The sequence below is a fragment of the Serratia sp. UGAL515B_01 genome, from assembly GCF_033095805.1.
Classification (GTDB): domain Bacteria; phylum Pseudomonadota; class Gammaproteobacteria; order Enterobacterales; family Enterobacteriaceae; genus Chania.
The window spans coordinates 2137235-2163117 of the sequence record NZ_CP109901.1; the positions used below are offsets into that span (position 1 = coordinate 2137235).

The following is a 25883-nucleotide window of genomic DNA, read 5'->3' on the forward strand; positions in this document are numbered from 1 at the left end:
CCGATCATGTTGCTCAATATGAAGCCCTGCCTTTGCACTAGGTGAAAGCGAACAGGTTCGGAGAGGATGACTAAGTATAATTACGTGGGAAACAGCCTAAGCTGTGCCCTTTAATTGACCGCCAGCACTACTCACGCGCAATTAAGGGAGATGCGCCAGTATAGCCGCGTAAACGATAGCATAACAGGGGTAATTTCTATGTTCCTCGCACTGCTTATGAGCAGAAGGCATAATAATAGAAATTTTTCTGCCATCTGAGGAGCAGAATGACACAGTTTCAGTGGGATATTATAAAGCAAAATGTGCACACAGTGGCCAAATTCAGCGGACGGTACTAACTATGGCCTTTACCCTGCGCCCTTATCAGTTAGAAGCGGTCGAAGCCACCATCGCTCATTTTCGGCAACACCCTGAACCAGCACTGATCGTGCTACCGACCGGTGCAGGCAAAAGCCTGGTGATTGCCGAACTAGCAAAACGCGCTCGTGGCAGGGTATTGATACTGGCCCACGTCAAAGAACTGGTAGCACAAAACCACAGCAAATATTGTGCTTATGGCCTAGAAGCCGATATTTTCGCCGCCGGTTTACAACAAAAAGAAAGCACGGGTAAGGTCGTCTTTGGTAGTGTGCAATCGGTAGCACGTAACCTTCCCTTGTTTGACGGTGCTTTCTCGCTGCTGATCATCGACGAATGTCACCGCATCAGCGACGATGACGATAGTCAATACCAGCAGATCATCCAGCATTTGCAAAAAACCAACCCGCAACTGTGCCTCCTAGGCCTCACGGCTACACCCTATCGGTTAGGGAAAGGCTGGATTTATCAATTCCACTACCACGGAATGATGCGCGGCGACAGCAACAGTTTATTTCGCGACTGTATTTATGAGTTACCCTTGCGTTACATGATTAAACAGGGATTCCTTGTCCCGCCAGAACGCTTGGATATGCCAATTGTGCAGTACGATTTCAGCCGGTTACAAGCCAGAAGTAACGGGCTTTTTAGCGAAGTTGATCTCAATTGCGAGTTGAAAAAGCAAAGTCGTATTACACCGCACATTATCAGCCAGATCGTTGAGTACGCCGAAACACGTAAGGGAGTAATGATCTTTGCCTCCACGGTCGAACATGCCCGCGAAGTCCAGAGTTTGTTGCCCAAAGGAGAGGCCGCATTGGTGAATGCCGACACGCCACCAGCAGAGCGCGATGCACTGATCGAAGCCTTCAAGCAACAAAATTTACACTACCTGGTAAACGTGGCAGTGTTAACAACTGGCTTTGATGCGCCACATGTCGATTTGATTGCTATTTTGCGACCAACGGAATCCGTCAGCCTGTATCAACAGATTGTTGGGCGCGGATTGCGACTTTCTCCCGGCAAGACAGATTGCCTAATCCTCGACTACGCCGGAAACCCTCACGATCTGTTCACCCCCGAAGTGGGTACCAGTAAACCTCATGCAGACAGTCAGCCGGTGCAAGTTTTTTGCCCAAGCTGCGGTTTTGCCAACCTGTTTTGGGGGAAATGTACGGAAAGCGGCGAAATTATCGAGCATTATGGTCGCCGTTGCCAAGGATGGCTAGAGGACGATGAAGGAAAGCGCGAACAATGCGATTACCGTTTCCGATTCAAAAGTTGCCCGCATTGCGGGGGTGAGAATGATATCGCGGCACGCCGTTGCCATCAGTGCCAAGAAATATTGGTCGATCCCGATGATATGTTAAAAGCTGCGTTGAAGTTAAAAGATGCCTTGGTGCTACGCTGCGGTGGTATGGAACTGCAAAGTGGTAAGGATGAAAAAGGAGAGTGGCTTAAGGCTACCTATTATGATGAAGACGGTACCAGTACTAGCGAGCGTTTCCTTCTGCAAACCCCGGCGCAGCGTAAAGCTTTCGAGATGCTTTTCCTGCGCCCTCATCAGCGAGCGCCTGGCGTTCCCTTCGGTTGGCTAAGTGCGGCGGATATCATTGCCCAACAAACACGGCTTCGTCATCCGGACTTTGTTGTTGCGCGTAAACGCGGTCAATTTTGGCAAGTGCGTGAAAAAGTTTTTGATTATCAGGGGCGCTTCCGCCGTGCTAACGAACTTTATTAGCCTTAATCTCTAAGGTAGAAAGGCAGGTTTTCATTGCCCATAGGGCGGCTTTCCGTTAAAATGCCGCCCGCTTTACCCAGGTTCGCCTGGGGTAAAAGCAGGTTATCGAACCTGTTACTGGGTCGCCTGTAGCAGGGTAAATTTTCTTTTAAGAGAAAAAACAATGTTTACTATCAATGTACAAGTACGTAAAGACCAGGGTAAGGGTGCGAGCCGCCGCCTGCGTGCAGCCAACAAATTCCCAGCTATCGTTTACGGTGGCAAAGAAGCTGCAGTTTCCATCGAATTGGACCATGATTCTGTGAAGAACATGGAAATTAAACCAGAATTCTACAATGAAGCTATCATTCTGGTAATCGACGGTAAAGAAACCAAAGTTAAGGTCCAGGCTGTCCAGCGTCACGTATTCAAGCCTAAACTGGCCCATATCGACTTCGTTCGCGTTTAATCGCTACGTCATCGACCTTTCGGGACACCGAAGTAAAAAACGCCGCTATAGTGGCGTTTTTTATTGGCTACATTTGGCGAAAAAAGTTTATTTTCCCCCACTCCAACGGCGTTGTAGCTGATCCCGCAGGTTTGGTGGCGTACCTTTGATAGTCAGTGTATCTGTCGCAGGGTCCCAAAAAATTCGTTCTCCCAACAGCATTGCATCAAAATTCAGGCTTATCCCCCCGCCACTGCCAGCAAATTTGGTCAGCTGACGCAATGTGCCACGATCCGCTGGGAAACTCTCTTCCAGCTGATAACCCTGTTCACTGGAAAACTGCAAGAAATCTTTGTCCCCCAGTGGCGCGATCTCTTTTGATAACGTCTGTAACTCAATCTCTTCGCCTGCCTGTAGTTGCTCCTTGCAGTAACTGTAAACCTGTTGACGCACAGACTGACGTTCGTTTTTATCCAGTTGCGCATCTGCACAGTAATCATCTACCGCCTGCAACAGACCGCGATTTTGCGCTTTGGTATCAAGCCCCTCAGCCGCCGCTAGGAAATCCATAAAGAAATCTGAAACTTTTCGCCCTACCCGTCCTTTCAAAAAAGTCAGATAGCGTGTGGATTCAGGGTTGGTTTCCCACTCGGTCAGATCGATACGTGCCACAATATCCGCATGGTTGATATCCAGATAATGCGTGGTACTGATATCCAAGTCATCATTAACATGCATGCTGTTACAACTGTTAAGAACCGCAATCAGCAAATATTCAACTGCTAGATAACGATAGTGGCCAAACAGCACAACCCCCCCTTCGGCAAAGGGATACTTGGCCAGTTCATCACGCAGGCGGCCAGTTGCTGCACGGCTAAAAGCAAGGAAATCTTCTTCACCCTTGCGACAACTCCGCAATGCATCCGCCAATTCGCTCTGTTCATTGAACAAACCATAAGCCTTACTCTTAGCGCTGTAAACGCGGTGCAACTCTGCCATCATCTCTTCCACCGCAGCGTTGCTGGGAAGTAGGGAATCGCGCAGCACCACGTCCAGCGTTTGTTCATCACGTTTTACCAACTGGTGCAGTGCAATCTGCTCGATATCCAGACTCATGATCACTCCTCCTGTTCTTTGAGCAGGTATTCAAGCACTGAAGAAGACAGGCTGCAACACAAAAGCAGCCTAGTCACTTTCTTGACCATCTTAATGCTATAAAAGAGCAGAAAATAACATCCCTATACGGTAAGATATCGAACTTTGTCAGGCTTTGAGCACAATATTTATGCCACAATCATCCCGTTACAGTGACGAACACGTTGAACAATTGCTTTCTGAGCTGGTCAATGTTTTGGAAAAACACCATACTCCTACCGATCTCTCATTGATGGTACTGGGTAATATGGTAACCAATCTGATCAATACCAGTATCTCTCCTGACCAGCGGAAACCACTGGCCAGATCGTTCGCTGAAGCTCTACAGGCTTCTATTAGTGAAGATAAAGCACATTAATAATTATTTATGGTGACAAACGGTCAGCGATATCGTGAAAAAGTCTCCCAAATGATCAGTTGGGGGCACTGGTTCGCCTTATTTAACATTTTGCTCAGTATTGGGTTGGGTAGCCGCTACCTGTTTGTCACCGACTGGCCCTCTTCACTGTTGGGCCGCGTCTATGCGTTTGTCAGCCTGATTGGTCAGTTCAGTTTTATCGTGTTTGCCGTCTATCTGCTGATTATCTTCCCACTCACCTTTGTGGTGACGTGGCAACGTCTGCTGCGATTTATTTCTGCCGCCTTAGCGACAGCCGGGCTAACGTTACTGTTGGTCGACAGTCAGGTATTTACCCAGTTTCACCTGCATCTTAACCCGGTAGTCTGGGAACTGGTGATCAATCCAGATCAGAGCGAACCGGCTCGTGAGTGGCAATGGGTATTTATCGGCGTACCCATCATATTTCTGATCCAAATGCTTTTCGCCACCTGGAGTTGGCAGAAACTACGCAGTCTTAACCGACACAGCTTTGGCAAACCGTTAGCGATACTGTTTATCTGCTCTTTTTTTGCCTCGCATCTGATTTATATCTGGGCGGATGCTAACTTCTACCGCCCGATTACCATGCAACGAGCCAATCTTCCACTCTCTTACCCAATGACTGCGCGCAAATTCCTAGAAAAACATGGTTTGCTCGACCCCCAAGAGTATGAACGCCGTTTGGTACAACAAGGTAATCCTGATGCCGTTGCAGTTGAGTATCCACTCAGTGACCTAAACTACAGCGATAAAGGCAGTGGTTATAACTTGCTGATGATTGTGGTAAATGGCATCCGGGCCAAAGATATTGCGCAAGATATGCCAGCTCTGACACATTTTGCGCAAAATAATATTCGTTTCAACGATCATTACAGTTCTGGCAATAATGCCGATAGCGGATTATTTGGTTTGTTTTACGGTATTTCATCGACTTATCTGGATGGAGTCCTTGCCGGACGTAAGCCTTCAGCGTTGATCAGTGCACTGAGTGATCAAGACTATCAATTTGGCCTGTTCTCATCTAACGGCTTCAACGCTGCGCTTTATCGTCAGGCATTGTTGGCTGATTTCTCGTTGCCAACTGAACCTTTTGCACAAAGCGATGCGACAACCACATATCAATGGCAACGTTGGTTGACCGAAAAGAGCCATAATTCCCCTTGGTTCTCTTACATCAATTTCAGTGGTAATGATTTGCAAAATGCACAGGCAAAACTGACCCCTGATGCTTTCGTACAGCGCTATCGTGCTGGTATAAAAGATGTCGATGCTCAGATTGCTCAAGTGCTGACAACACTTGAAGAGAAAGGGATGCTTGATAAAACCGTGGTGGTCATTACCGCTGAGCACGGTGTGGAATTCAATGATACCGGCAACGGAGACTGGGGGGCAGACAGTAATTTTAACCGCCCTCAGTTGCAAGTTCCTTTAGTGATCCACTGGCCTGGCGCGCCCTCGCAAGCCATCAATAGGCTGACTAGTCACAATGATGTGATGCGCACGTTGATGCAACGTCTATTGCATGTCAAAACCAACGCCAACGATTACTCACAAGCAGAGGATCTGTTTGCAGCACAGCGTAAAAATAACTGGATTGCCACAGGTAATCGCAGCAATTTAGTGATCATAACCCCAACGCATATTCTGACGCTAAATGGTAGTGGCAGTTATAATGCCTATGATGAGCACGGCAAAGAAATAAAAGACGAAAAACCTCAGCTAACGCTACTATTGCAGGTGTTGACCGATGTTAAGCGTTTTATTGCTAACTAACTGCTTAAATCTAAAGCGAACAGTGTTTGCGTGGCTTGAAATCGCGACAAGAAAATGTAGTATAGACCTCACTGATTCGGCATGTAGCGCAGCCTGGTAGCGCACCGTCATGGGGTGTCGGGGGTCGGAGGTTCGAATCCTCTCATGCCGACCAAGTAACCCTAGAAAAACCAACCTCTTACGGTTGGTTTTTTTATGCCTGCAATTTTAACATGGTAAAACAATGGTAAAACTCTGGTAAAACCCCCGACAAAGTGAGTAATGCACATCAATACGTCTACACAGTACTGAGTCAGTTTATTACACACGCGCTCAAGCCTGCTTAGGTTATGTTTTAAATGGTTTTTTTAGGATGTTTGTTTTTCCTTCTCATGCTCAATAATGCTCACTCAAGCACTATTCATGCCCCATATATGCCCCATAACTAGTCCGGCACTACTGGCCATTCGATGTCTGGTGCTTTTTCGATATCAACGCGACTTAGAGCCAGACGATACTTCTTCCAGTTGATTAACTCCTTTTTGTTAGCATCGGTTGCCACGCTTAGATCTAAAGCATCCTGCCGCCACGCGATTTCGTATGTCGCTGTTGTAAATCGCTGTGTTTTTTCTGCATTAGCAAATGCCACAAGCTGCTCTTTAGAGGGCGGTGGATTTGCAAGTATTTTCGCCTCCTCCTCGCTGATAGGGGTCGCCGGGTTTTATGTAGTCATCTTGGCTAACTGGCTCTGTGCATTCACCGTAGTAACGATTGCAACAGCAACAGCGGCAGGCGCATCTGACGCAACAACAGTCAACTGAGTGCGCATCCCCGCGATGTACAACGACAGCACACCGGTAGCGCTTGTCCCTTGATGTGATTTGAATCCCGCCTTTCGCCGCAGTCATGCCTGTTGCAGCATCTGTCAACGTACGCAGGAACGGATGCCGTACTCGGAAGCGGAAACAACAAACAGGATCGCGCCAGCAAAAGCGCCTAAAACAACGCCAGCCGGTAATCTGGCAAAAAACGTCATGATTGCAACCCCTGTTACCGTTACGCCTGCCACCGTTGTGGTAGTTACAGGCTCTGGCATGTTTTCTCCTTTGTTCGTCGCTCGACGAACACCGGGCGTTAGAAATGAAAAAGCTCACCGAAGTGAGCCGTTTGAACCTGTTATTTTCAGACAGTAATAGTCCTGTCATGTACTTACGATATAAAAGTCTTGCAGATATTAGTTTTTGCCGCCTCGCTATCTGCATGACGCCGTAATATTTCCCTGGTGTTGGTCGCATTGACTGCCACTACCCTGCAGAGGGTAGTGGTTTTTTTTGAGTCAGCCCGTTTTGGCGATGTCAAATCTTCAACTTTTCTGTTTATATCTCCCGAACAGTTTGATCGAATCGATCCTTCTCAAGCTCAACATCCAAGCCAATACGACCAAGCTTTATTGCGGCTTTGATTGTTGAGCTGGATGAAACAGCAATCCATGCCTGGCACGACGAGGCAACATTGTCTATGCCGGGTCGCCCGCAACATTATTCCTCTATGGCCATCAGCACGGTATTGATGCTGAAGCGTGTTTTCGGCCTGACACTTCGTGCCCTCTAGGGCTTCGTCGACTCCATGTTCGCACTGATGAAAGTGCCGTTAAACTGTCCTGATTACACCTGTATCAGCAAGCGGGCGAAATCCGTGAATATCCCGTTTAAAACCCCAACACGGGGTGAAATTGCACACCTCGTTATCGACTCCACCGGCCTCAAAGTCTTTGGTGAAGGGGAGTGGAAGGTGAAAAAACACGGTCAGGAGAAACGGCGTATCTGGCGAAAACTGCACTTGGCGGTAGATGCGAAAACGCATGAAGTCATCTGTGCAGACCTGTCATTGAGCAATATCAACCGATACGGAAGCCTCTCCGGGCCTTATTAGACAGACACCCCGTAAATAAAGGTGGCCTCAGCGGATAGAGCTTACGATAAGTTCAAACAGCCAACGGGACCTTCGTAAAAAATACCTTCACCTAACCAGCGCCAACAGAGTAACCGATAATTCTATTCGTTCAAGGTGAGATCACCGAATGCTTACGATGTCTTCGCCTTTTTCATTCCGCGAGGATCGATATGACCCATGGCTGTTTTAGGGTCTATGCGGCTATGTAGTATCACACATCATGCACAGAGGATTAACCGTAAGCCCCCCAAGAAAGTAGCCTGCCACCTGCGCCATAGGGATTTGGATTACTCATCCTGACTATATACCGGGTCATCAGTTGTGCTGCATCACACGACAGTCTCGTAAGGCTATTTTGTGATGCTCTATAAAGTATCACCATAAAAATTTGCAAATCGCTAACTGCCTTCTAAACTGTCTTTCACATCTTTGTAAATAGAGATGTCTATACTCGTCATACTTCAAGTTGCTTAGGTGTTGACTGCCTTCGTTTATCCCAGTCACTTACCTGAGTAAGCTCTTGGGGCTTCGCTCAGTTGCCGCCTACAAGCAACTCGAATGATTTTGGGTATAAACGTAAATTTAACATTCGTCTATATGGATTTAATAGGAGTATGTATATGTCACGAAAATCCATTGAGTTAAATTTTGTATGGCAAGGCGAACAAGCAACTAATTTTCCAAAAGAGTCTGGGGTTTATTGCGTTTATCGAACCACGTTAAACCCTAAGAAAAAAAGTGACTTAAAAGAATTGATCTATATTGGCGAGTCAGAAAATATTTATGAGCGCATATCTGATCATAACAAATTAAGTAACTGGAAGAACTGCTTAAGCCACGATGAAGTCTTAGGATATAGTTATTCTACTATCAAGGCTGTTGATCGTAAACGCGCAGAAGCAGCGTTAATCTACGAACATCAGCCTCGTTGCAATATTCAAGATGCTGTTGAATTCCATTTTCCAGAAACGACTATTACGTTAAATGGCGTGACTGCACACTTAACAACGCCGTTCACGATAAAATAGTACTTATCACTACACATGGCACTCATTGAGATCCATGTGAGGTTGATGACAAAGTCGTCTTCTAGCCTGAGATACCCGGGCTTAGTGCACCGAGGGGTATTATGGAGCACATCCCTGTGCTCCATAATACCCCTCGGGCCGACGTAACGTCATTACGACGCCGTCGGCACGCTCTCCCTAATAATGGGTTTGTCAGTAGTCTGAAATGGTGTTCATCGTGAGCCATGTGTAATGCCTTAGCCAGCTCTAAAACAGCAGAATCACTGGAACTATTGCCAAGTTAGAAATCAAAAAGACCATGCACTGGGCGGTATCACGCAATTATCCGTGGTGCCGTCGCAAACCCACAGAGCTGCGGCCATTTAGGGGTACACCCCAATCGTAACCACTAATAAATCGCTGAGCAATCGGACACTGGAAAGTTCATGCTGATAAATGATCGGTCTGAGATCTCAAAAAATACCTAGAACTAAAGCCAACGTTTTTACAACACGTACTTAACACCAAGTAGCAAGATCCTAGACTATTTCGATGCCATTGACTGTCAGAACCTGATGACTCTGAAATGAGCTTATTTAAAGATATTGGCGCCAGCGTTGGTGTTGGCGGCTTGCAACAGCACACCTTAACATTGACACAACCGTCTGTTTTCTCGCTAATTATGATTGTGGTATCGCTCACCGAAATTATTTTTCCATCATTGATTCCTTTATTTATATGACAGTTACCCGCCGTTTAATTAATACCTCTACACATGAGGCATTATCGAGCGCCCACAGATAGGCGCTCTGTAATGTCATCAAGCCAATTGCAAAGTACATGATTTTCAGAACCAGAAAAAATCAACCAATCCATTATATGCTTTAATCTTCGTGCCATATTCGGCTTCTGGTACAGCCTATTGCCGAGTCACTCCATGTTTTACTAGAGTTTGATAAATTACTTTGCAGGAAAATACTTATCTACCAAAGCATAAAGGATTGCTGCAGTTTCAGAATCCAATACACCGTCATATTTTTGTGAACGAAAGTGGAGCTGAAATGCCCGGAGAAGCTCGTTATACCCGCGATCGGAATTCGCACTAGATATGTCATATCCATAGCGTTTCAGTTTCTCGATGACTACGGCTTTAACCGGTAGAGTATTGCAAAATTGTGACTGGTAATGTTGCTTGGTCGCATCGTCATACCAGGCCCCGATGCCTGCATCATAAAGCGCCTTCCACGGAAAAGCTGCTCCTGGATCACTTTTTCTTCCTGGGGAGATATCACTGTGCCCAACAACGTTGGTTGGCGTAATGTCTGGATAACGCTGAAGGATATTCAAAGCCAATGCTTTGATTGCATCTATCTGGATCGGATTATACGGAGGAAAGGTGAATTCCCCATTATTATCAATAGCCAAGTTAACCGTCTCGATCCCAATCGCCGTATCATTCAGGTTACTCCGTCCGGCCCACGAGCTGACACCCGCATGCCAAGCTCGCTCATTCTCATCAACCAAATTAAAAATGCGCATGTCCTTAAAGCCCGCATCGATGTACGTTTTATCTGACGGGTCAGGCACAAGGTAATGCGCGCTTACCGATGCCCCCGTAAGTACATCAGTAGATGCCTTAAAGTCGATAGCCGTGTAGTGCATAACAAGAAAACGAACGCGACGATTAAAACCCTTAACCGTACGATAACTATTATAATCAATATGATACATAGGTAACTCCTGTTGTTCAGTAGGTTTGGAGTTTTAAAGTTAGCATGATTACTGTATATAAATACAGCATTTTAATTGTCGACCCATAAAAAATATTGACAAATCTTGCTCTCAACTCTGATTTATCGATCTGAGATTTGAGCGAATCACTCACTTTCAGACTCAACCTACCGATCAACACAGTCAAACTTATTACCGTATGAATAACGAGCCTATCTCCCTATGGGGAGGTGTCCATTTCATTAGCGCATGATAGTGAGTGATGCAGATTAGCCGACCATTGAGCGCAGGGGTGCGCGATACCAGCCCCAAGAAGGGGTTCAAGACATGTCGGCGTTCCTCATCATTCCCACCTAGCAGAAGCGTGATGTGTCGCGGTATTAAAAAACACCTATTTAGGAAAAGGGGAAGGATCGTACAATCACAAAGAAACAGTAAGGAGGTTTAGCACCACAGTATCTATATAGCGTTTTTAGACCTATCGAAGTACAAATGCAGCGGTTTACCTTGAGAGACGATATAAAACATAAAGAAGACCTTTAGTGTTTTTCGTTACCTATCGGGTGTGCAGAAATGTTTTACAGAAAGATACTAGGGCTAAATAGGCGAGTGGGGAAAAGTGCATCTTTTTTTAGACACGTTTTCAATGCGCGTTAAGGGAAGTAGCGTGGTCTTAAAACAGGGATGACGCATAGTTACGTTTTTAATTTGGTGCCGGCTACCGGAATCGAACTGGTGACCTACTGATTACAAGTCAGTTGCTCTACCTACTGAGCTAAGCCGGCTAATAGGAAGCGTGCTTTCTATGGAGCGCAATATAATACAGCGTTATGAGAACAATCAAGGGTAATCAAAAAATTATTTGTCGTTTCGTCTAAAAAATAGCTTATAGACCAAATTTTATACGCACAGTTAGCCTGTTTATTCTCATCAGGAAACTGATGCAAGCCGCTATAGGATCCTGTTATGCGGCCTACTGGCTGGTAGATAGCTTTTTATACCGCACGATTAGAAATATCTACCCCTCGACGATTTATGCAAAGGGATAGATATCTGCGTCAATTAGCAACCATTAACACACTGTGGGGCCGGGTTATTAAACAGGATGCGAACTAGCAACGCTCGAGGTTCACGCAATGGGTCGTTACCAATCGCCAACACTTTGCCGTCGTGGCTAGCGGTGTATTCACGAAGAGTATCGCCAAAGGCATTACGTTGAATCGCCACCTTCTGACCTTTCACCACAGAATCACCGACTTTCACCAAAATCTCGGAAAATCCCCCTACCTCGGCACGAATAGAGTCCATTTCATTACCAACAAAGGTTTTTTGCTCTTTAGCCGTTGCTCCTAACTCTCCCTCAATCATGCCCTGTTGGATCATAAGGTTATTTACCCCAACCAGACTGCGAGCGATCAGTTCAGGCTGGTATAACTTGGGTTGGCCAATTTCCAACGTAATGGCTGGTATCTTATTTTCGACGAAAGTGGTTTCCACAGAACCTTTCTCACCCGGGTCAGCTTTAATCTGGTCTGCAGGAAATAACTCAGCCATTTGCTTTACCTGCGCGTTGCTATAATCAGCGTAAATAAATAGTGGATATTCCGTCCCCGTGCTCTGCGTATGCATATCTACGAACATTGCAGCATTACCTGCCCACAAATTGTTCCACAGCAACCAAGCATGTTGTTCAGCGGTATTGCCTTTCTCTTTTCCTGGCCAAATACGATTAAAATCGACCATATAGCCACCGTCATTGGCTAATTGCCAATTACGATTATTGGCTAACATACCGGAAGGATTCGCACCAACCACACCCACAACACTGCCCTTCAACCGTGTAGGATCCAGTTTTTCGAACACCTGCTGAATAACCCGCGTTCCGTTCAATTCATCACCATGAATCGCTGCTTGCAGACCCAACTTTGGTCCTGTTTTCGCCCCTTTAGCCACTAGAACAGGCACATACCAATGCTGCCCAATCCCGTTACTAGCCCCTTGGAACATAAAGCGATAAACCTTCCCTGCCTCCAAATCGTCTACATCCAATTTACTAATAACTGGATTACCATCAATTTTGTCCCCGGTATAAACCGTTGCTGCCTGGACATTAAGCGCTCCTGCGAGAAGCACAGCAAACATCGTCACTTTATACATCAGCATCCCCATTGGTATTATTGAAACACGTAAAAAATTTCCTAGGTCATTGACCAAACTACAAGCAAACAGTGCGCTACCTCACATGCCGGAGGTTGATTGAAAGCTTTCCTGAACGGTCCCTTCCAATCTGCGGTCAAAAGAATAACATGCGCAGATGCTTTTCAAGCTAGCAACAATCTTAAATTTGTCAGTAAGTTATAACCCTCAACAAAGCAAAAACACGTCAAACTGGCAGCCAGTTGAGCACATGGCAGAACCATCAGAGTTACCTGAATATCCTCGCCCTCCCCCCGATGCTCAAGCCTTCTTTAAACCGTGGGTATAAAACCTATCTTTTCAATTGAAGGTAATGCCGTCATCTTGCCTGTTTTCGTATAACGCGTGCATACCACGTATGAAAAGTGTTAAAAATACATAATTATTACAATTCGAGTGATGAACGTATCAATATGAACATTTAGATGACAGGAAGGCTCTGCATAGCAGACGTTAACGATATAGAATCTCTAGGTTTTTATACTCGTAGGTCTTCAAGATACAGATGGCTTGGCTTGGGTCCTCGAGGCCGAGTCTACACCTTCAAGTAACTTGAGTACAACCTAGAACATAATACGCATTTTGTTGTAATAACAACGTTAGGCTTACACTCATGAACATTAAAAAACACGCGACATGGATAGTGCTAGCACTCGTGGGTGCGTTCGCTCTTGGCTATATAGCACTAAACCGTGGTGAACGAATCAACGCTTTGTGGATAGTCGTTGCTGCGGTATGCGTCTATCTCATCGCCTATCGCTATTATGCTTTGTTTATTGCAGAACGCGTTCTTTCGGTAGACTCCACCCGTATGACACCAGCCATTCGTCATAATGATGGCTTGGATTATGTCCCTACCGACAAGAAAGTTCTCTTTGGCCATCACTTTGCGGCAATTGCAGGTGCTGGGCCGTTGGTCGGTCCGGTACTCGCTGCACAAATGGGCTATCTACCGGGAATGCTTTGGCTGTTAGCCGGGGTGGTCTTCGCCGGAGCCGTGCAGGACTTTATGGTGCTGTTCGTATCTACCCGTCGCGATGGACGTTCTTTAGGGGAACTGATCAAAGATGAGATGGGTAATACGGCAGGGGTTATCGCCCTGATAGCCTGCTTTATGATCATGGTGATCATTTTGGCCGTGCTGGCGATGATCGTCGTTAAAGCTCTCACTCACAGCCCATGGGGAACTTATACGGTTGCCTTTACCATCCCGCTAGCGATATTCATGGGGGTTTATACCCGGTATATCCGCCCAGGCCGTATCGGTGAAGTCTCCATTATTGGATTGATCTTCCTGGTATTTGCAATCATTTCGGGTGGTTGGGTTGCCGAAAGTGCAACTTGGGCACCTTACTTTGATTTTACCGGAGTACAGTTGACCTGGATTTTGGTCGGCTATGGTTTTGTTGCTGCAGTACTGCCGGTATGGTTGCTATTAGCACCACGTGATTATCTCTCCACCTTCTTAAAAATCGGGACGATTGTAGGTTTGGCCATCGGTATTCTGGTGGTTAGCCCCACGCTGGAAATGCCCGCACTAACCCGGTTTGTTGACGGTACTGGCCCCGTATGGACAGGCAACCTGTTCCCATTCCTGTTTATCACCATCGCCTGTGGCGCAGTTTCAGGTTTCCACGCGCTGATCGCCTCCGGGACGACACCAAAGATGCTCGCCAATGAAAATCAGGCCCGATTTATCGGTTACGGTGGCATGTTGATGGAGTCTTTCGTAGCTATTATGGCACTGGTTGCCGCCTGTGTGATCGATCCCGGCGTGTACTTTGCCATGAATAGCCCGCTGGCAGTTCTGGCTCCGGCAGGTACTAGCGATGTTGTGGCTTCTGCCGCTGCAGTAGTAAGCGGTTGGGGCTTTCAAGTCACACCTGAAACTCTGCAAACCATCGCTAATGAAGTGGGAGAACAAAGCATTATCTCCCGTGCTGGCGGAGCACCAACCTTGGCTGTCGGAATGGCCTATATCTTACACGGTGCGCTGGGGGGACTCATGGAGATCTCCTTCTGGTATCACTTTGCCATCCTGTTTGAGGCACTGTTTATCCTGACCGCTGTTGATGCAGGAACGCGAGCGGCACGATTTATGCTGCAGGATTTGCTAGGCGTGGTAGCCCCTTCGATGAAAAAAACAGACTCATTGCCAGCCAACCTGATTGCAACGGCACTCTGCGTCATGGCTTGGGGATACTTCTTGCACCAGGGCGTAGTGGATCCACTCGGTGGGATTAATACCCTGTGGCCTCTGTTCGGGATTGCTAACCAGATGCTGGCAGCAATGGCGCTATCGTTGTGTGCTGTTGTGTTGTTCAAGATGAAAAGGCAGCGTTACGCGTGGGTAGCTCTAGTTCCGACCTCATGGTTGCTAGTTTGCACCCTCGCCGCAGGATGGCAAAAATCATTCAGTGAAGATACTCGCGTAGGGTTCCTGGCTATTGCCAATAAATTCCAGGCAATGATTGATAGTGGCCAGATCCCACCACAATACACTGAATCTCAACTGGCCCAATTGGTGTTCAACAATCGGCTTGATGCTGGGCTGACCATGTTCTTTATGGTTGTCGTGGTGGTTATAGCGTTCTTCTCGATAAAAACGGCCCTTCTGTCATTAAGAATCGACAAACCTACGGCTAACGAAACACCATACGAACCCATGCCGGAGAACTATAAAGATATAGTGAGCAACGCCAAAACAGCTCACTGATACTGGCGTCATACTTTGTAGCGAGACGAGGCTGATGGGGTTGTCCCATCAGTCTTTCAGATTTGTTGGAGTGATAAAATGTTTGATACTCTCGCCAAAGCGGGGAAATATCTTGGGCAGACCGCGAAATTGATGGTTGGCGTGCCTGATTATGATAATTATGTTCAGCATATGCGGTTGACGCATCCTGAACAGACACCGATGACATACGAAGAGTTCTTCCGCGAACGTCAGGATGCACGCTACGGAGGCAAAGGCGGTGCACGATGCTGCTAATAATAGCATCGATAATCCTGGCAGAGCACCTCTAACCTTGGAATACACAATGAACGATGCTGTACCGGTTACAATCCTGAGCGGCTTTTTGGGGTCAGGCAAAACGACGTTGATTAATTATCTTCTCGAACATAACAACAACCAACCCATCGCAATTTTAGAAAATGAATTTGGTGCTGTCAGCATTGACGGAGACCTGCTACGCGGCGGGGAAAACGTCAGTATCGTCGAGCTAAGTAATGGTTGTGTTTGCTGTAGCGTACGCGGGGAATTCACCGAAGCCTTGCATGAAATGCTCGATAAACGTGCGCAAGGGACACTGAGTTTTGATCGGTTAATCGTTGAAACTACCGGTCTTGCAGACCCTGCGCCGATTGTTCAAACCTTTTTTGTTGATGAACGTTTGCGTGACGCCATGCACCTCGATGCGGTTATTACTCTCGCGGACTGTGAGCATATCCAACGTCAACTCAGTGAACACCGCGTAGCTGCGGCACAAATTGGTTTTGCCGATCGCATACTACTGACCAAGACCGATCGAGTGGATGAGTCGTTGAAAGCACAAACTATTCAACGTATTCACCAGATAAACAGCAAGGCGGAAATTTTTGAGATCGTGCAAGGAAAATGCCCGCCGTCGCTGTGGCTGGATATCCATGCGTTCGAGCTGAATGACAACATCGACATCAGCATGGGAACATATGCGATCCGTCCCGCAGAACCGCAACCGATGAAATTTCAGGCTTTTCGACCAGTGCCCAAAACGGCTGAACAATCCTGGAGTGATGACATTCAGGCCCACATTTTTGAAGCCAGAGAGCTGGATTTAAAAAAAATTGGCGTATTTATGGAGAGCATCATTGAGCTGCACGGGAATGATATGCTGCGATATAAAGGCGTGCTGGCCATTGCAGGTAATTCGCAACGACTGATCGTTCAAGGCATTCACAAAGTGGTTGGCTTTGATTACGGTTCAGAATGGGAAGTAAATAGTCATCGACGGTCGCGTTTAGTGGTCATTGGCAGGTATCTGCCAATTGCGTCTTTACGTGAAGGATTTATGGCTACTGAATTTTGAAGCAGTCCCAAAGCTTGTTCAATAAGCTGCAACGGTATAACTCAGCAAGCAAAAAGCCCTAGCCTATCTGGGGCAAGTATTCAATGTGTTGCTCTGCAATAAAAATAGCGCCCATGCTCTATGTTCTCTTCAGGTTTACGCTTATCGCACCTGCCACCCGGGGATGAAAGAGCAAATCGTTGACATAGCCATGAACAACTCAGGTATCCGCGATACCGCACGGGCGTTGCATATCAGTCTCAATGCTGTTGTGCGCACCTTAAAAAACTCTCGCCGCGGAATTTAACAACATTGCCGCTGGATAACCTGCAAATTCAACTAATCGCAAGACTCTCGGATACTCAAAATCAGTAGAAATGCATGACAAAATTATCGGTACATTCATCGAACGTGAGTATTACCTACCTGCAATGACAAAATCTACACATTAAATACATGACCCATTCACCATATTGAATACTCGACCAGAACAACTAAATAGCATTTCGCAATACCACTAAATAGATGCGTCTAATAGTGCTACAGGTGGGAGTGATACCGTTGAGCGCATGGATGCGCGATACGAGCCCCTAGGGATGGGTTCACGGCGTGTCGGCGTTCCGCATTATTCCCACCTACCTGAAGCTTACAGTGAAGCGGTATTAAGCGCGTTTATTTAGAGTTAATATTTTTATTTTTACCATAACGTCACGATGTGTTCGCAACCTGCACCAGTTCACGTTCTTGCTGTTTTAAGGATTGTGCCCTTTACAGCTCAAGACCTAGCGTAAAGTGGAATACTATGGTGTATACCCAAAATGATTCGAGTTGCAGGAAGGCGGCAACGCAACGGATCCCTAGGAGCTTACTCAAGTAAGTGACTGGGGTGAGTGAGGAAAGCCAACGCACATGCAACTTGAAGTATGACGAGTATAAATGCTATTTCATACTCGAAAATGGGGAATTATGAAAAATGCGACAGGATCTACCAGAAGACAACGGAAATCCATCTTAATATTATTATTACAATCCAAAAAATAAATAAAATGTGACGACTAGCACTCACCAGATTGATGTTTAATATACTGGTACAATATCCCCCCCCGATCCCCAACCCTGAAGAAACATTACGAAGCCAGTATGGGGCAGTATTACAACTATATTGTGGCGCTACGTTCCCTATTTTTATCATTTCTCGTCTATTTTCTTTCACTCAGTAATACATACCATTTCACAGCAGTGAACGGTGTATATGTAACTCCTTGAACCATTACATTACATTTATTTAAACTAAATTAGTTAAATAAACATATCCTATATTTTACACTGTGCTTTGATCAATAAAGCAGTCAGTTTGGGAGCATGGATATGCGGAACCTTTTTATAAAAAAATCAAATAATACGAGCCCAAAATCAAGAAGAGCCAAAACAATAAGCACTCAGCCTTACAGAATTAGGTTAACTGCATGGTTCACCCTTTTTTTCCAATTATTTTTTCCGCTTTGCCTATCGTTTTCACCAGCCATAGCCGCTTCTGTTAACTCTCATTCAGTTTCCTCCTATGTTGCTACGACGCCTTATGTTTTGAGCAGCGGTGAAAATGTAGAAACGGTGGCTAAGAAATACGGTCTGTCCGTTGATGAACTAAAAAAACTTAACCAGTACCGGACGTTTTCCAAACCTTTTGTCGCATTGACCGTGGGGGATGAAATTGATGTGCCGCGCAAGCGCTCGCCCTTGTTAGTAGATAATCATCCTTCCCTACCAAACGAAAACAAACTGGCTGGTTATGCCATCACCGGGGGAACTGCTCTTGCCAATGGCAACACCAGCAAGTCGGCAGAGCAGTTGGCCCGCTCTGTGGTCACGAACCAATTCAACGATTCCGTACAGCAATGGCTTAACCAATTTGGTACCGCAAGAGTCCAGTTGGGGATTAACGATAATTTTCATCTTGATGGCAGTGCTCTGGATGTTTTGGTTCCTGCGTTTGATAATCAGCAAAACCTGCTGTTTACTCAGTTAGGTCTTCGTAATAAAGACAACCGTAATACACTGAATATCGGTGCGGGATTTCGTACTCTTCAGAATCAATGGATGTATGGTATCAACGCCTTTTTTGATAACGACATGAGCGGTAACAACCACCGTTTTGGCTTGGGTGCAGAAGCCTGGACCAACTACTTCAAGCTATCCGCTAATAGCTATTTCGGCCTGACAGACTGGCATCAGTCCCGTGATTTTGCCGACTACAACGAACGTCCTGCCAACGGTTATGATGTGCGTGCCGAAGCCTATTTACCCGCCTATCCACAACTGGGGGGTAAGTTAATGTATGAACAGTATTTTGGTGATGAGGTGGCGTTATTGGGCAAAGATAGTCGTCAAAAAGATCCGCGTGCGCTTACTGTCGGAATTAATTACACCCCTTTCCCCTTACTGACTTTTGGCATCGAGCATCGGGCTGGGAAAGGTGGGCAATCTGACGACAGCCTGAATATCCAATTTAACTACCGCTTGGGGCAATCCTGGCAATCCCATTTCGACTCATCAAGCGTAGCAGCAAGCCGCACCTTGTCGGCAAGCCGACACGATTTGGTTGAACGCAACAATAACATTGTGCTGGATTATCAAAAACAGGAACTGATCCGTTTATCACTACCTGAATCCATGACCGGTGAAGCGCATTCCACCGTCACGGTGACTGCACAGGTAACCAGCAAATACGGGCTTGATCGAATTGAGTGGGACAGTGCCGAGTTGGTTGCAAGCGGGGGAACCCTAGTACCAGTATCGCCGCAAACAGTGGTTATCACACTACCTGCGTATCAAAAAGCGCACGGCATTAATCTCTATGCCTTGAGTGCTGTAGCTTACGATCGCCAGGGGAATATGTCCCCTCGTGCGTCCATGCAATTAAACGTAATACCAGGGAGTGCAGTGATTAATCGTGGCAATTTGACTGTCAGCCGCGACAATGCTGTAAGCAACGGAGTTGCAACCGACGCGGTGCATGCCATCGTGACAGATGGGGCTAATAACCCCATGCCTGACCAGACAGTAATCTTCACTGCTGATAATAACGCCAACGTGAATACGATCGTAGGAAAGACAGGTCCCGATGGTATAGCAATCGCCGAAATCAGCAGTACCCGGGCCGGTGTCAGCCACATCACTGCCAGCGTAAACGATAGCAGCCAAGTTGTCAGCGTCAATTTCCTTGGCGATCCTGACAACCTGGATCCCACCATTTCGTCGCTCATTGCGGTCCCCACCACCATCATCGCCGATGGGACGAGTGCATCCACCCTGAAACTCACGCTGAAGGACCGGAATAAGAATTTGGTCCCTGGGCGGAACGTGAGCTTTACCAGCAACCTCACCAATGTCAATGCTCGTGCCGCGACCACTAATGTGGGTCCAGTCACCGATCACGGTGACGGTACCTATACCGCGTCGTTGACGGGCACAAAGGCAGGCACGTTCGATATCACGGTTCTGGTGGACGGTAATGCTTTTAGTGTTGCCCCGATTCAGGTCACCATGACCGCCGACAACATTGATACCACCAAGTCCACCCTGACGGCGGCGCCGGAGGCGATCGAGGCCAACGGCCGCGACACCGCCCGGGTGACGCTGACGCTGTGCGACAGCAACGACAACCCGGTCACTGGCCAGAGCGTGGCCTTGGCCACCACGCTCGGCACCCTCGGTGCGGTGACTGAAGGCCCCAACGGGGTGTATACCGCGACGCTGACCGCGGGCACCGTGGCCGGCGTGGCCAGCCTGACCACCACCGTCGGCGGCACTGCGCTGGGGGTCACCCCGGCCACCGTCACCCTGAACGGCAACAGCGGCGACCTCAGCCCCACCAACTCCACCCTGACGGCGGCGCCGGGGGCGATCGAGGCCAACGGCCACGACACCGCCCGGGTGACGCTGACGCTGCGCGACAGCAACGACAACCCGGTCAGCGGCCAGAGCGTGGCCTTGGCCACCACGCTCGGCGCCCTCGGCGCGGTGAGTGAAGGCCCCAACGGGGTGTATACCGCGACGCTGACCGCGGGCACCGTGGCCGGCGTGGCCAGCCTGACCACCACCGTCGGCGGCACTGCGCTGGGGGTCACCCCGGCCACCGTCACCCTGAACGGCAACAGCGGCGACCTCAGCCCCACCAACTCCACCCTGACGGCGGCGCCGGGGGCGATCGAGGCCAACGGCCACGACACCGCCCGGGTGACGCTGACGCTGCGCGACAGCAACGACAACCCGGTCAGCGGCCAGAGCGTGGCCTTGGCCACCACGCTCGGCACCCTCGGCGCGGTGAGTGAAGGCCCCAACGGGGTGTATACCGCGACGCTGACCGCGGGCACCGTGGCCGGCGTGGCCAGCCTGACCACCACCGTCGGCGGTACTGCGCTGGGGGTCACCCCGGCCACCGTCACCCTGAACGGCAACAGCGGCGACCTCAGCCCCACCAACTCCACCCTGACGGCGGCGCCGGGGGCGATCGAGGCCAACGGCCACGACACCGCCCGGGTGACGCTGACGCTGCGCGACAGCAACGACAACCCGGTCAGCGGCCAGACCGTGGCCTTGGCCACCACGCTCGGCACCCTCGGCCCGGTGAGTGAAGGCCCCAACGGGGTGTATACCGCAACGCTGACCGCGGGCACCGTGGCCGGCGTGGCCAGCCTGACCACCACCGTCGGCGGCACTGCGCTGGGGGTCACCCCGGCCACCGTCACCCTGAACGGCAACAGCGGCGACCTCAGCCCCACCAACTCCACCCTGACGGCGGCGCCGGGGGCGATCGAGGCCAACGGCCACGACACCGCCCGGGTGACGCTGACGCTGCGCGACAGCAACGACAACCCGGTCAGCGGCCAGAGCGTGGCCTTGGCCACCACGCTCGGCACCCTCGGCGCGGTGAGTGAAGGCCCCAACGGGGTGTATACCGCGACGCTGACCGCGGGCACCGTGGCCGGCGTGGCCAGCCTGACCACCACCGTCGGCGGCACTGCGCTGGGGGTCACCCCGGCCACCGTCACCCTGAACGGCAACAGCGGCGACCTGAGCCCCACCAACTCCACCCTGACGGCGGCGCCGGGGGCGATCGAGGCCAACGGCCGCGACACCGCCCGGGTAACGCTGACGCTGCGCGACAGCAACGACAACCCGGTCAGTGGCCAGAGCGTGGCCCTGGCCACCACGCTCGGCACCCTCGGCGCGGTGAGTGAAGGCCCCAACGGGGTGTATACCGCGACGCTGACCGCGGGCACCGTGGCCGGCGTCGCCAGCCTGACCACCACCGTCGGCGGCTCTGCGCTGGGGGTCACCCCGGCCACCGTCACCCTGAACGGCAACAGCGGCGACCTCAGCCCCACCAACTCCACCCTGACGGCGGCGCCGGGGGCGATCGAGGCCAACGGCCGCGACACCGCCCGGGTGACGCTGACGCTGCGCGACAGCAACGACAACCCGGTCACTGGCCAGAGCGTGGCCTTGGCCACCACGCTCGGCACCCTCGGCCCGGTGAGTGAAGGCCCCAACGGGGTGTATACCGCGACGCTGACCGCGGGCACCGTGGCCGGCGTCGCCAGCCTGACCACCACCGTGGGTGGCACTGCGCTGGCGGTCACCCCGGCCACCGTCACCCTGAACGGCAACAGCGGCGACCTCAGCCCCACCAACTCCACCCTGACGGCGGCGCCGGGGGCGATCGAGGCCAACGGCCGCGACACCGCCCGAGTAACGCTGACGCTGCGCGACAGCAACGACAACCCGGTCACTGGCCAGAGCGTGGCCTTGGCCACCACGCTCGGCACCCTCGGCCCGGTGAGTGAAGGCCCCAACGGGGTGTATACCGCAACGCTGACCGCGGGCACCGTGGCCGGCGTGGCCAGCCTGACCACCACCGTCGGCGGCACTGCGCTGGGGGTCACCCCGGCCACCGTCACCCTGAACGGCAACAGCGGCGACCTGAGCCCCACCAACTCCACCCTGACGGCGGCGCCGGGGGCGATCGAGGCCAACGGCCGCGACACCGCCCGAGTGACGCTGACGCTGCGCGACAGCAACGACAACCCGGTCAGCGGCCAGAGCGTGGCCTTGGCCACCACGCTCGGCACCCTCGGCCCGGTGAGTGAAGGCCCCAACGGGGTGTATACCGCAACGCTGACCGCGGGCACCGTGGCCGGCGTGGCCAGCCTGACCACCACCGTGGGTGGCACTGCGCTGGCGGTCACCCCGGCCACCGTCACCCTGAACGGCAACAGCGGCGACCTCAGCCCCACCAACTCCACCCTGACGGCGGCGCCGGGGGCGATCGAGGCCAACGGCCGCGACACCGCCCGAGTAACGCTGACGCTGCGCGACAGCAACGACAACCCGGTCAGCGGCCAGAGCGTGGCCTTGGCCACCACGCTCGGCACCCTCGGCCCGGTGAGTGAAGGCCCCAACGGGGTGTATACCGCGACGCTGACCGCGGGCACCGTGGCCGGCGTCGCCAGCCTGACCACCACCGTCGGCGGCACTGCGCTGGGGGTCACCCCGGCCACCGTCACCCTGAACGGCAACAGCGGCGACCTCAGCCCCACCAACTCCACCCTGACGGCGGCGCCGGGGGCGATCGAGGCCAACGGCCACGACACCGCCCGAGTGACGCTGACGCTGCGCGACAGCAACGACAACCCGGTCAGCGGCCAGAGCGTGGCCTTGGCCACCACGCTCGGCACCCTCGGCGCGGTGAGTGAAGGCCCCAACGGGGTGTATACCGCGACGCTGACCGCGGGCACCGTGGCCGGCGTGGCCAGCCTGACCACCACCGTGGGCGGCACTGCGCTGGGGGTCACCCCGGCCACCGTCACCCTGAACGGCAACAGCGGCGACCTCAGCCCCACCAAGTCCACCCTGACGGCGGCACCGGGGGCGATCGAGGCCAACGGCCACGACACCGCCCGGGTGACGCTGACGCTGCGCGACAGCAACGACAACCCGGTCACTGGCCAGACCGTGGCCTTGGTCACCACGCTCGGCGCTCTCGGCGCGGTGAGTGAAGGCCCCAACGGGGTGTATACCGCAACGCTGACCGCGGGCACCGTGGCCGGCGTGGCCAGCCTGACCACCACCGTCGGCGGCACTGCGCTGGGGGTCACCCCGGCCACCGTCACCCTGAACGGCAACAGCGGCGACCTCAGCCCCACCAACTCCACCCTGACGGCGGCGCCGGGGGCGATCGAGGCCAACGGCCACGACACCGCCCGGGTGACGCTGACGCTGCGCGACAGCAACGACAACCCGGTCAGCGGCCAGAGCGTGGCCTTGGCCACCACGCTCGGCGCCCTCGGCGCGGTGAGTGAAGGCCCCAACGGGGTGTATACCGCGACGCTGACCGCGGGCACCGTGGCCGGCGTGGCCAGCCTGACCACCACCGTCGGCGGCACTGCGCTGGGGGTCACCCCGGCCACCGTCACCCTGAACGGCAACAGCGGCGACCTCAGCCCCACCAAGTCCACCCTGACGGCGGCGCCGGGGGCGATCGAGGCCAACGGCCACGACACCGCCCGGGTGACGCTGACGCTGCGCGACAGCAACGACAACCCGGTCAGCGGCCAGAGCGTGGCCTTGGCCACCACGCTCGGCGCCCTCGGCGCGGTGAGTGAAGGCCCCAACGGGGTGTATACCGCGACGCTGACCGCGGGCACCGTGGCCGGCGTGGCCAGCCTTACCACCACCGTCGGCGGCACTGCGCTGGAGGTCACCCCGGCCACCGTCACCCTGAACGGCAACAGCGGCGACCTCAGCCCCACCAAGTCCACCCTGACGGCGGCGCCGGGGGCGATCGAGGCCAACGGCCGCGACACCGCCCGGGTAACGCTGACGCTGCGCGACAGCAACGACAACCCGGTCACTGGCCAGAGCGTGGCCTTGGCCACCACGCTCGGCACCCTCGGCGCGGTGAGTGAAGGCCCCAACGGGGTGTATACCGCGACGCTGACCGCGGGCACCGTGGCCGGCGTGGCCAGCCTGACCACCACCGTCGGCGGCACTGCGCTGGGGGTCACGCCAGCGACAGTAACCATCAACGGTGACAGCCACAACCTGAGCCCTTCTTTATCAAGCCTAGTTGCAACTCCAACCAGCTTAGTGGTGACTAATAACGTCGCTACCACGTCAACGCTAGCCTTTACCCTTAAAGATGCCAACAACAACTTGGTTAGAGGACAGGCTGTAACCTTTAATAGTTCCTCCAGCTCATTAGGCACTATAGGTTCAGTAACAGAAATAAGTGCTGGTGTATATCGCGCTACATTTACTTCTAAAGTTGCATCAGGAACCGTGAGAGTGAGTGTGAATGTAAATTCGACGGCATTTAATGTAACGGCTGTAGACATACCAATAACGACGATATTAAATACTTCACCTAACGTTCTGGGTAGTCCTAATATTCCTGCTGGATACGATCTGGTCGTGTTTAGTTTTTATAATGGAAACTGGTTCAATAACCCGGTAGTTTTACCAGCAACTGGAGCGAAAGATGGTAATAAAATCACAATTACTTCACAGGCCATCTTTGATGCTTTCGTGTCAAGCGCTAATACAAATCTTTCTGCCAACCTGACGATATCTACGAATCAAACTGTTAGCTTTGCTTTCGATTCGGGTAAGTGGATAAGGCAAGGGGATTCAGACAGATGAAAAAATCTATGGTCACCCCCATTTTTGCAACACTGATTTTTGATTAATGCTGGGCTTGCTTAAATCTATCCGGCGTCTATGTGGGCAAGGATGCCCGCGCCACGATGAGTTCCGCGCCTGGTGAACCTGAAAACCTCCTCGGCTTCGGTGAGCCGTTTGTAATGCTACGGTGAACTCACATTGACGAAGGGAGCGGATTGGGTGCGGGAGAACGGCGAGATCGTCATTGGTGGCGACTGGCTCACCGACTCAGGCATTGCCAATGCTGAACAACTGGAAGTGACCGCCGCCCCCGGTGTGCTCCGATTACGGCGGCGAGAAGAGGACGTTTTCAGGGCATAGATACAGTAACCCCCCGACAGCTAAGCCGGGGGGTTATTTTATCGGTGTGGGGTGTCGGGGCGCAGCCCTGACCAGGTTGTTTTGTCGCACCGCC

Annotated in this window: 15 protein-coding genes, 2 tRNA genes and 3 pseudogenes; 13 read left to right on the forward strand and 7 right to left on the reverse strand. The window is 51.3% G+C overall.

What is annotated here, in order from left to right; genetic code table 11:
* Positions 1 to 340: 340 nt before the first annotated feature.
* Positions 341 to 2098, forward strand: coding sequence for a DEAD/DEAH box helicase (locus tag OK023_RS09725; protein WP_317692536.1), 1758 nt, complete (start codon positions 341 to 343; stop codon positions 2096 to 2098).
* 163 nt (positions 2099 to 2261) lie between these two features.
* A complete protein-coding gene (gene rplY, locus OK023_RS09730; protein ID WP_317692537.1) occupies positions 2262 to 2546 on the forward strand; it encodes a 50S ribosomal protein L25 in 285 nt (94 codons plus the stop codon).
* 87 nt (positions 2547 to 2633) lie between these two features.
* Here rplY and yejK read toward each other — a convergent pair whose 3' ends face one another.
* Complete coding sequence (gene yejK / locus OK023_RS09735) at positions 2634 to 3641, reverse strand: nucleoid-associated protein YejK (RefSeq protein WP_317692538.1); 1008 nt, start codon at positions 3639 to 3641, stop codon at positions 2634 to 2636.
* Positions 3642 to 3810: 169 nt separating this feature from the next.
* Between yejK and OK023_RS09740 the strand changes: the two genes are divergently transcribed.
* From OK023_RS09740 to OK023_RS09750, 3 genes are all read left to right on the forward strand, one after another.
* Complete coding sequence (locus OK023_RS09740; RefSeq protein ID WP_317692539.1) at positions 3811 to 4038, forward strand: YejL family protein; 228 nt, start codon at positions 3811 to 3813, stop codon at positions 4036 to 4038.
* A 9-nt stretch (positions 4039 to 4047) separates the two neighbouring features.
* Complete coding sequence (gene yejM / locus OK023_RS09745) at positions 4048 to 5832, forward strand: LPS biosynthesis-modulating metalloenzyme YejM (RefSeq protein WP_317692540.1); 1785 nt, start codon at positions 4048 to 4050, stop codon at positions 5830 to 5832.
* A gap of 77 nt (positions 5833 to 5909) precedes the next feature.
* Positions 5910 to 5986, forward strand: a tRNA-Pro gene (locus OK023_RS09750).
* Positions 5987 to 6256: 270 nt separating this feature from the next.
* Here OK023_RS09750 and OK023_RS09755 read toward each other — a convergent pair.
* The 3 genes and pseudogenes from OK023_RS09755 to OK023_RS09765 all read right to left on the reverse strand — a co-directional run.
* Complete coding sequence (locus OK023_RS09755) at positions 6257 to 6517, reverse strand: tail fiber assembly protein (RefSeq protein ID WP_317697623.1); 261 nt, start codon at positions 6515 to 6517, stop codon at positions 6257 to 6259.
* A 219-nt stretch (positions 6518 to 6736) separates the two neighbouring features.
* A complete protein-coding gene (locus tag OK023_RS09760; protein WP_317692541.1) occupies positions 6737 to 6907 on the reverse strand; it encodes a putative holin in 171 nt (56 codons plus the stop codon).
* Positions 6908 to 7187: 280 nt separating this feature from the next.
* A pseudogene (locus tag OK023_RS09765) lies at positions 7188 to 7292 on the reverse strand (site-specific DNA-methyltransferase); the annotation flags it as partial.
* Here OK023_RS09765 and OK023_RS09770 point away from each other — a divergent pair.
* Positions 7282 to 7791, forward strand: a pseudogene (locus OK023_RS09770) (IS5 family transposase); the annotation flags it as partial. The pseudogenes OK023_RS09765 and OK023_RS09770 sit on opposite strands and share 11 nt — an antisense overlap.
* 593 nt (positions 7792 to 8384) lie before the next feature.
* The gene (locus tag OK023_RS09775) at positions 8385 to 8792 is read left to right on the forward strand and encodes a GIY-YIG nuclease family protein (protein ID WP_317692542.1); all 408 of its coding nucleotides are present in this window, start codon (positions 8385 to 8387) and stop codon (positions 8790 to 8792) included.
* A 939-nt stretch (positions 8793 to 9731) separates the two neighbouring features.
* On the opposite strand, the gene OK023_RS09780 is transcribed toward OK023_RS09775, so the two are convergent.
* From OK023_RS09780 to OK023_RS09790, 3 genes are all read right to left on the reverse strand, one after another.
* The gene (locus tag OK023_RS09780) at positions 9732 to 10502 is read right to left on the reverse strand and encodes an N-acetylmuramoyl-L-alanine amidase (RefSeq protein ID WP_317692543.1); all 771 of its coding nucleotides are present in this window, start codon (positions 10500 to 10502) and stop codon (positions 9732 to 9734) included.
* A 709-nt stretch (positions 10503 to 11211) separates the two neighbouring features.
* Positions 11212 to 11287: transfer RNA gene (locus tag OK023_RS09785), tRNA-Thr, on the reverse strand.
* 277 nt (positions 11288 to 11564) lie between these two features.
* Positions 11565 to 12659, reverse strand: a complete 1095-nt coding sequence (locus OK023_RS09790) for a succinylglutamate desuccinylase/aspartoacylase family protein (protein WP_317692544.1) — start codon at positions 12657 to 12659, stop codon at positions 11565 to 11567.
* A 652-nt stretch (positions 12660 to 13311) separates the two neighbouring features.
* Here OK023_RS09790 and cstA point away from each other — a divergent pair.
* The 6 genes and pseudogenes from cstA (at position 13312) to yrIlm (ending at position 25447) form a co-directional block, all read left to right on the forward strand.
* Positions 13312 to 15414: a pyruvate/proton symporter CstA gene (gene cstA, locus OK023_RS09795; RefSeq protein WP_317692545.1), complete on the forward strand. Its 2103-nt coding sequence runs from the start codon at positions 13312 to 13314 to the stop codon at positions 15412 to 15414.
* Between the two features lie 78 nt (positions 15415 to 15492).
* The gene (locus OK023_RS09800; RefSeq protein WP_317692546.1) at positions 15493 to 15690 is read left to right on the forward strand and encodes a YbdD/YjiX family protein; all 198 of its coding nucleotides are present in this window, start codon (positions 15493 to 15495) and stop codon (positions 15688 to 15690) included.
* A gap of 49 nt (positions 15691 to 15739) precedes the next feature.
* Positions 15740 to 16768 (forward strand): GTP-binding protein, encoded by a 1029-nt coding sequence (locus OK023_RS09805; protein WP_317692547.1) that lies wholly within the window; start codon positions 15740 to 15742, stop codon positions 16766 to 16768.
* Between the two features lie 136 nt (positions 16769 to 16904).
* Positions 16905 to 17107 (forward strand): annotated as a pseudogene (locus OK023_RS09810) (IS1-like element transposase); the annotation flags it as partial.
* A gap of 17 nt (positions 17108 to 17124) precedes the next feature.
* The gene (locus OK023_RS19205) at positions 17125 to 17199 is read left to right on the forward strand and encodes a hypothetical protein (RefSeq protein WP_411569420.1); all 75 of its coding nucleotides are present in this window, start codon (positions 17125 to 17127) and stop codon (positions 17197 to 17199) included.
* Between the two features lie 916 nt (positions 17200 to 18115).
* On the forward strand, positions 18116 to 25447 hold the full coding sequence (gene yrIlm, locus OK023_RS09815) for a YrIlm family inverse autotransporter adhesin (protein WP_317692548.1): 7332 nt from the start codon (positions 18116 to 18118) through the stop codon (positions 25445 to 25447).
* The last annotated feature ends 436 nt before the right edge of the window (positions 25448 to 25883 follow it).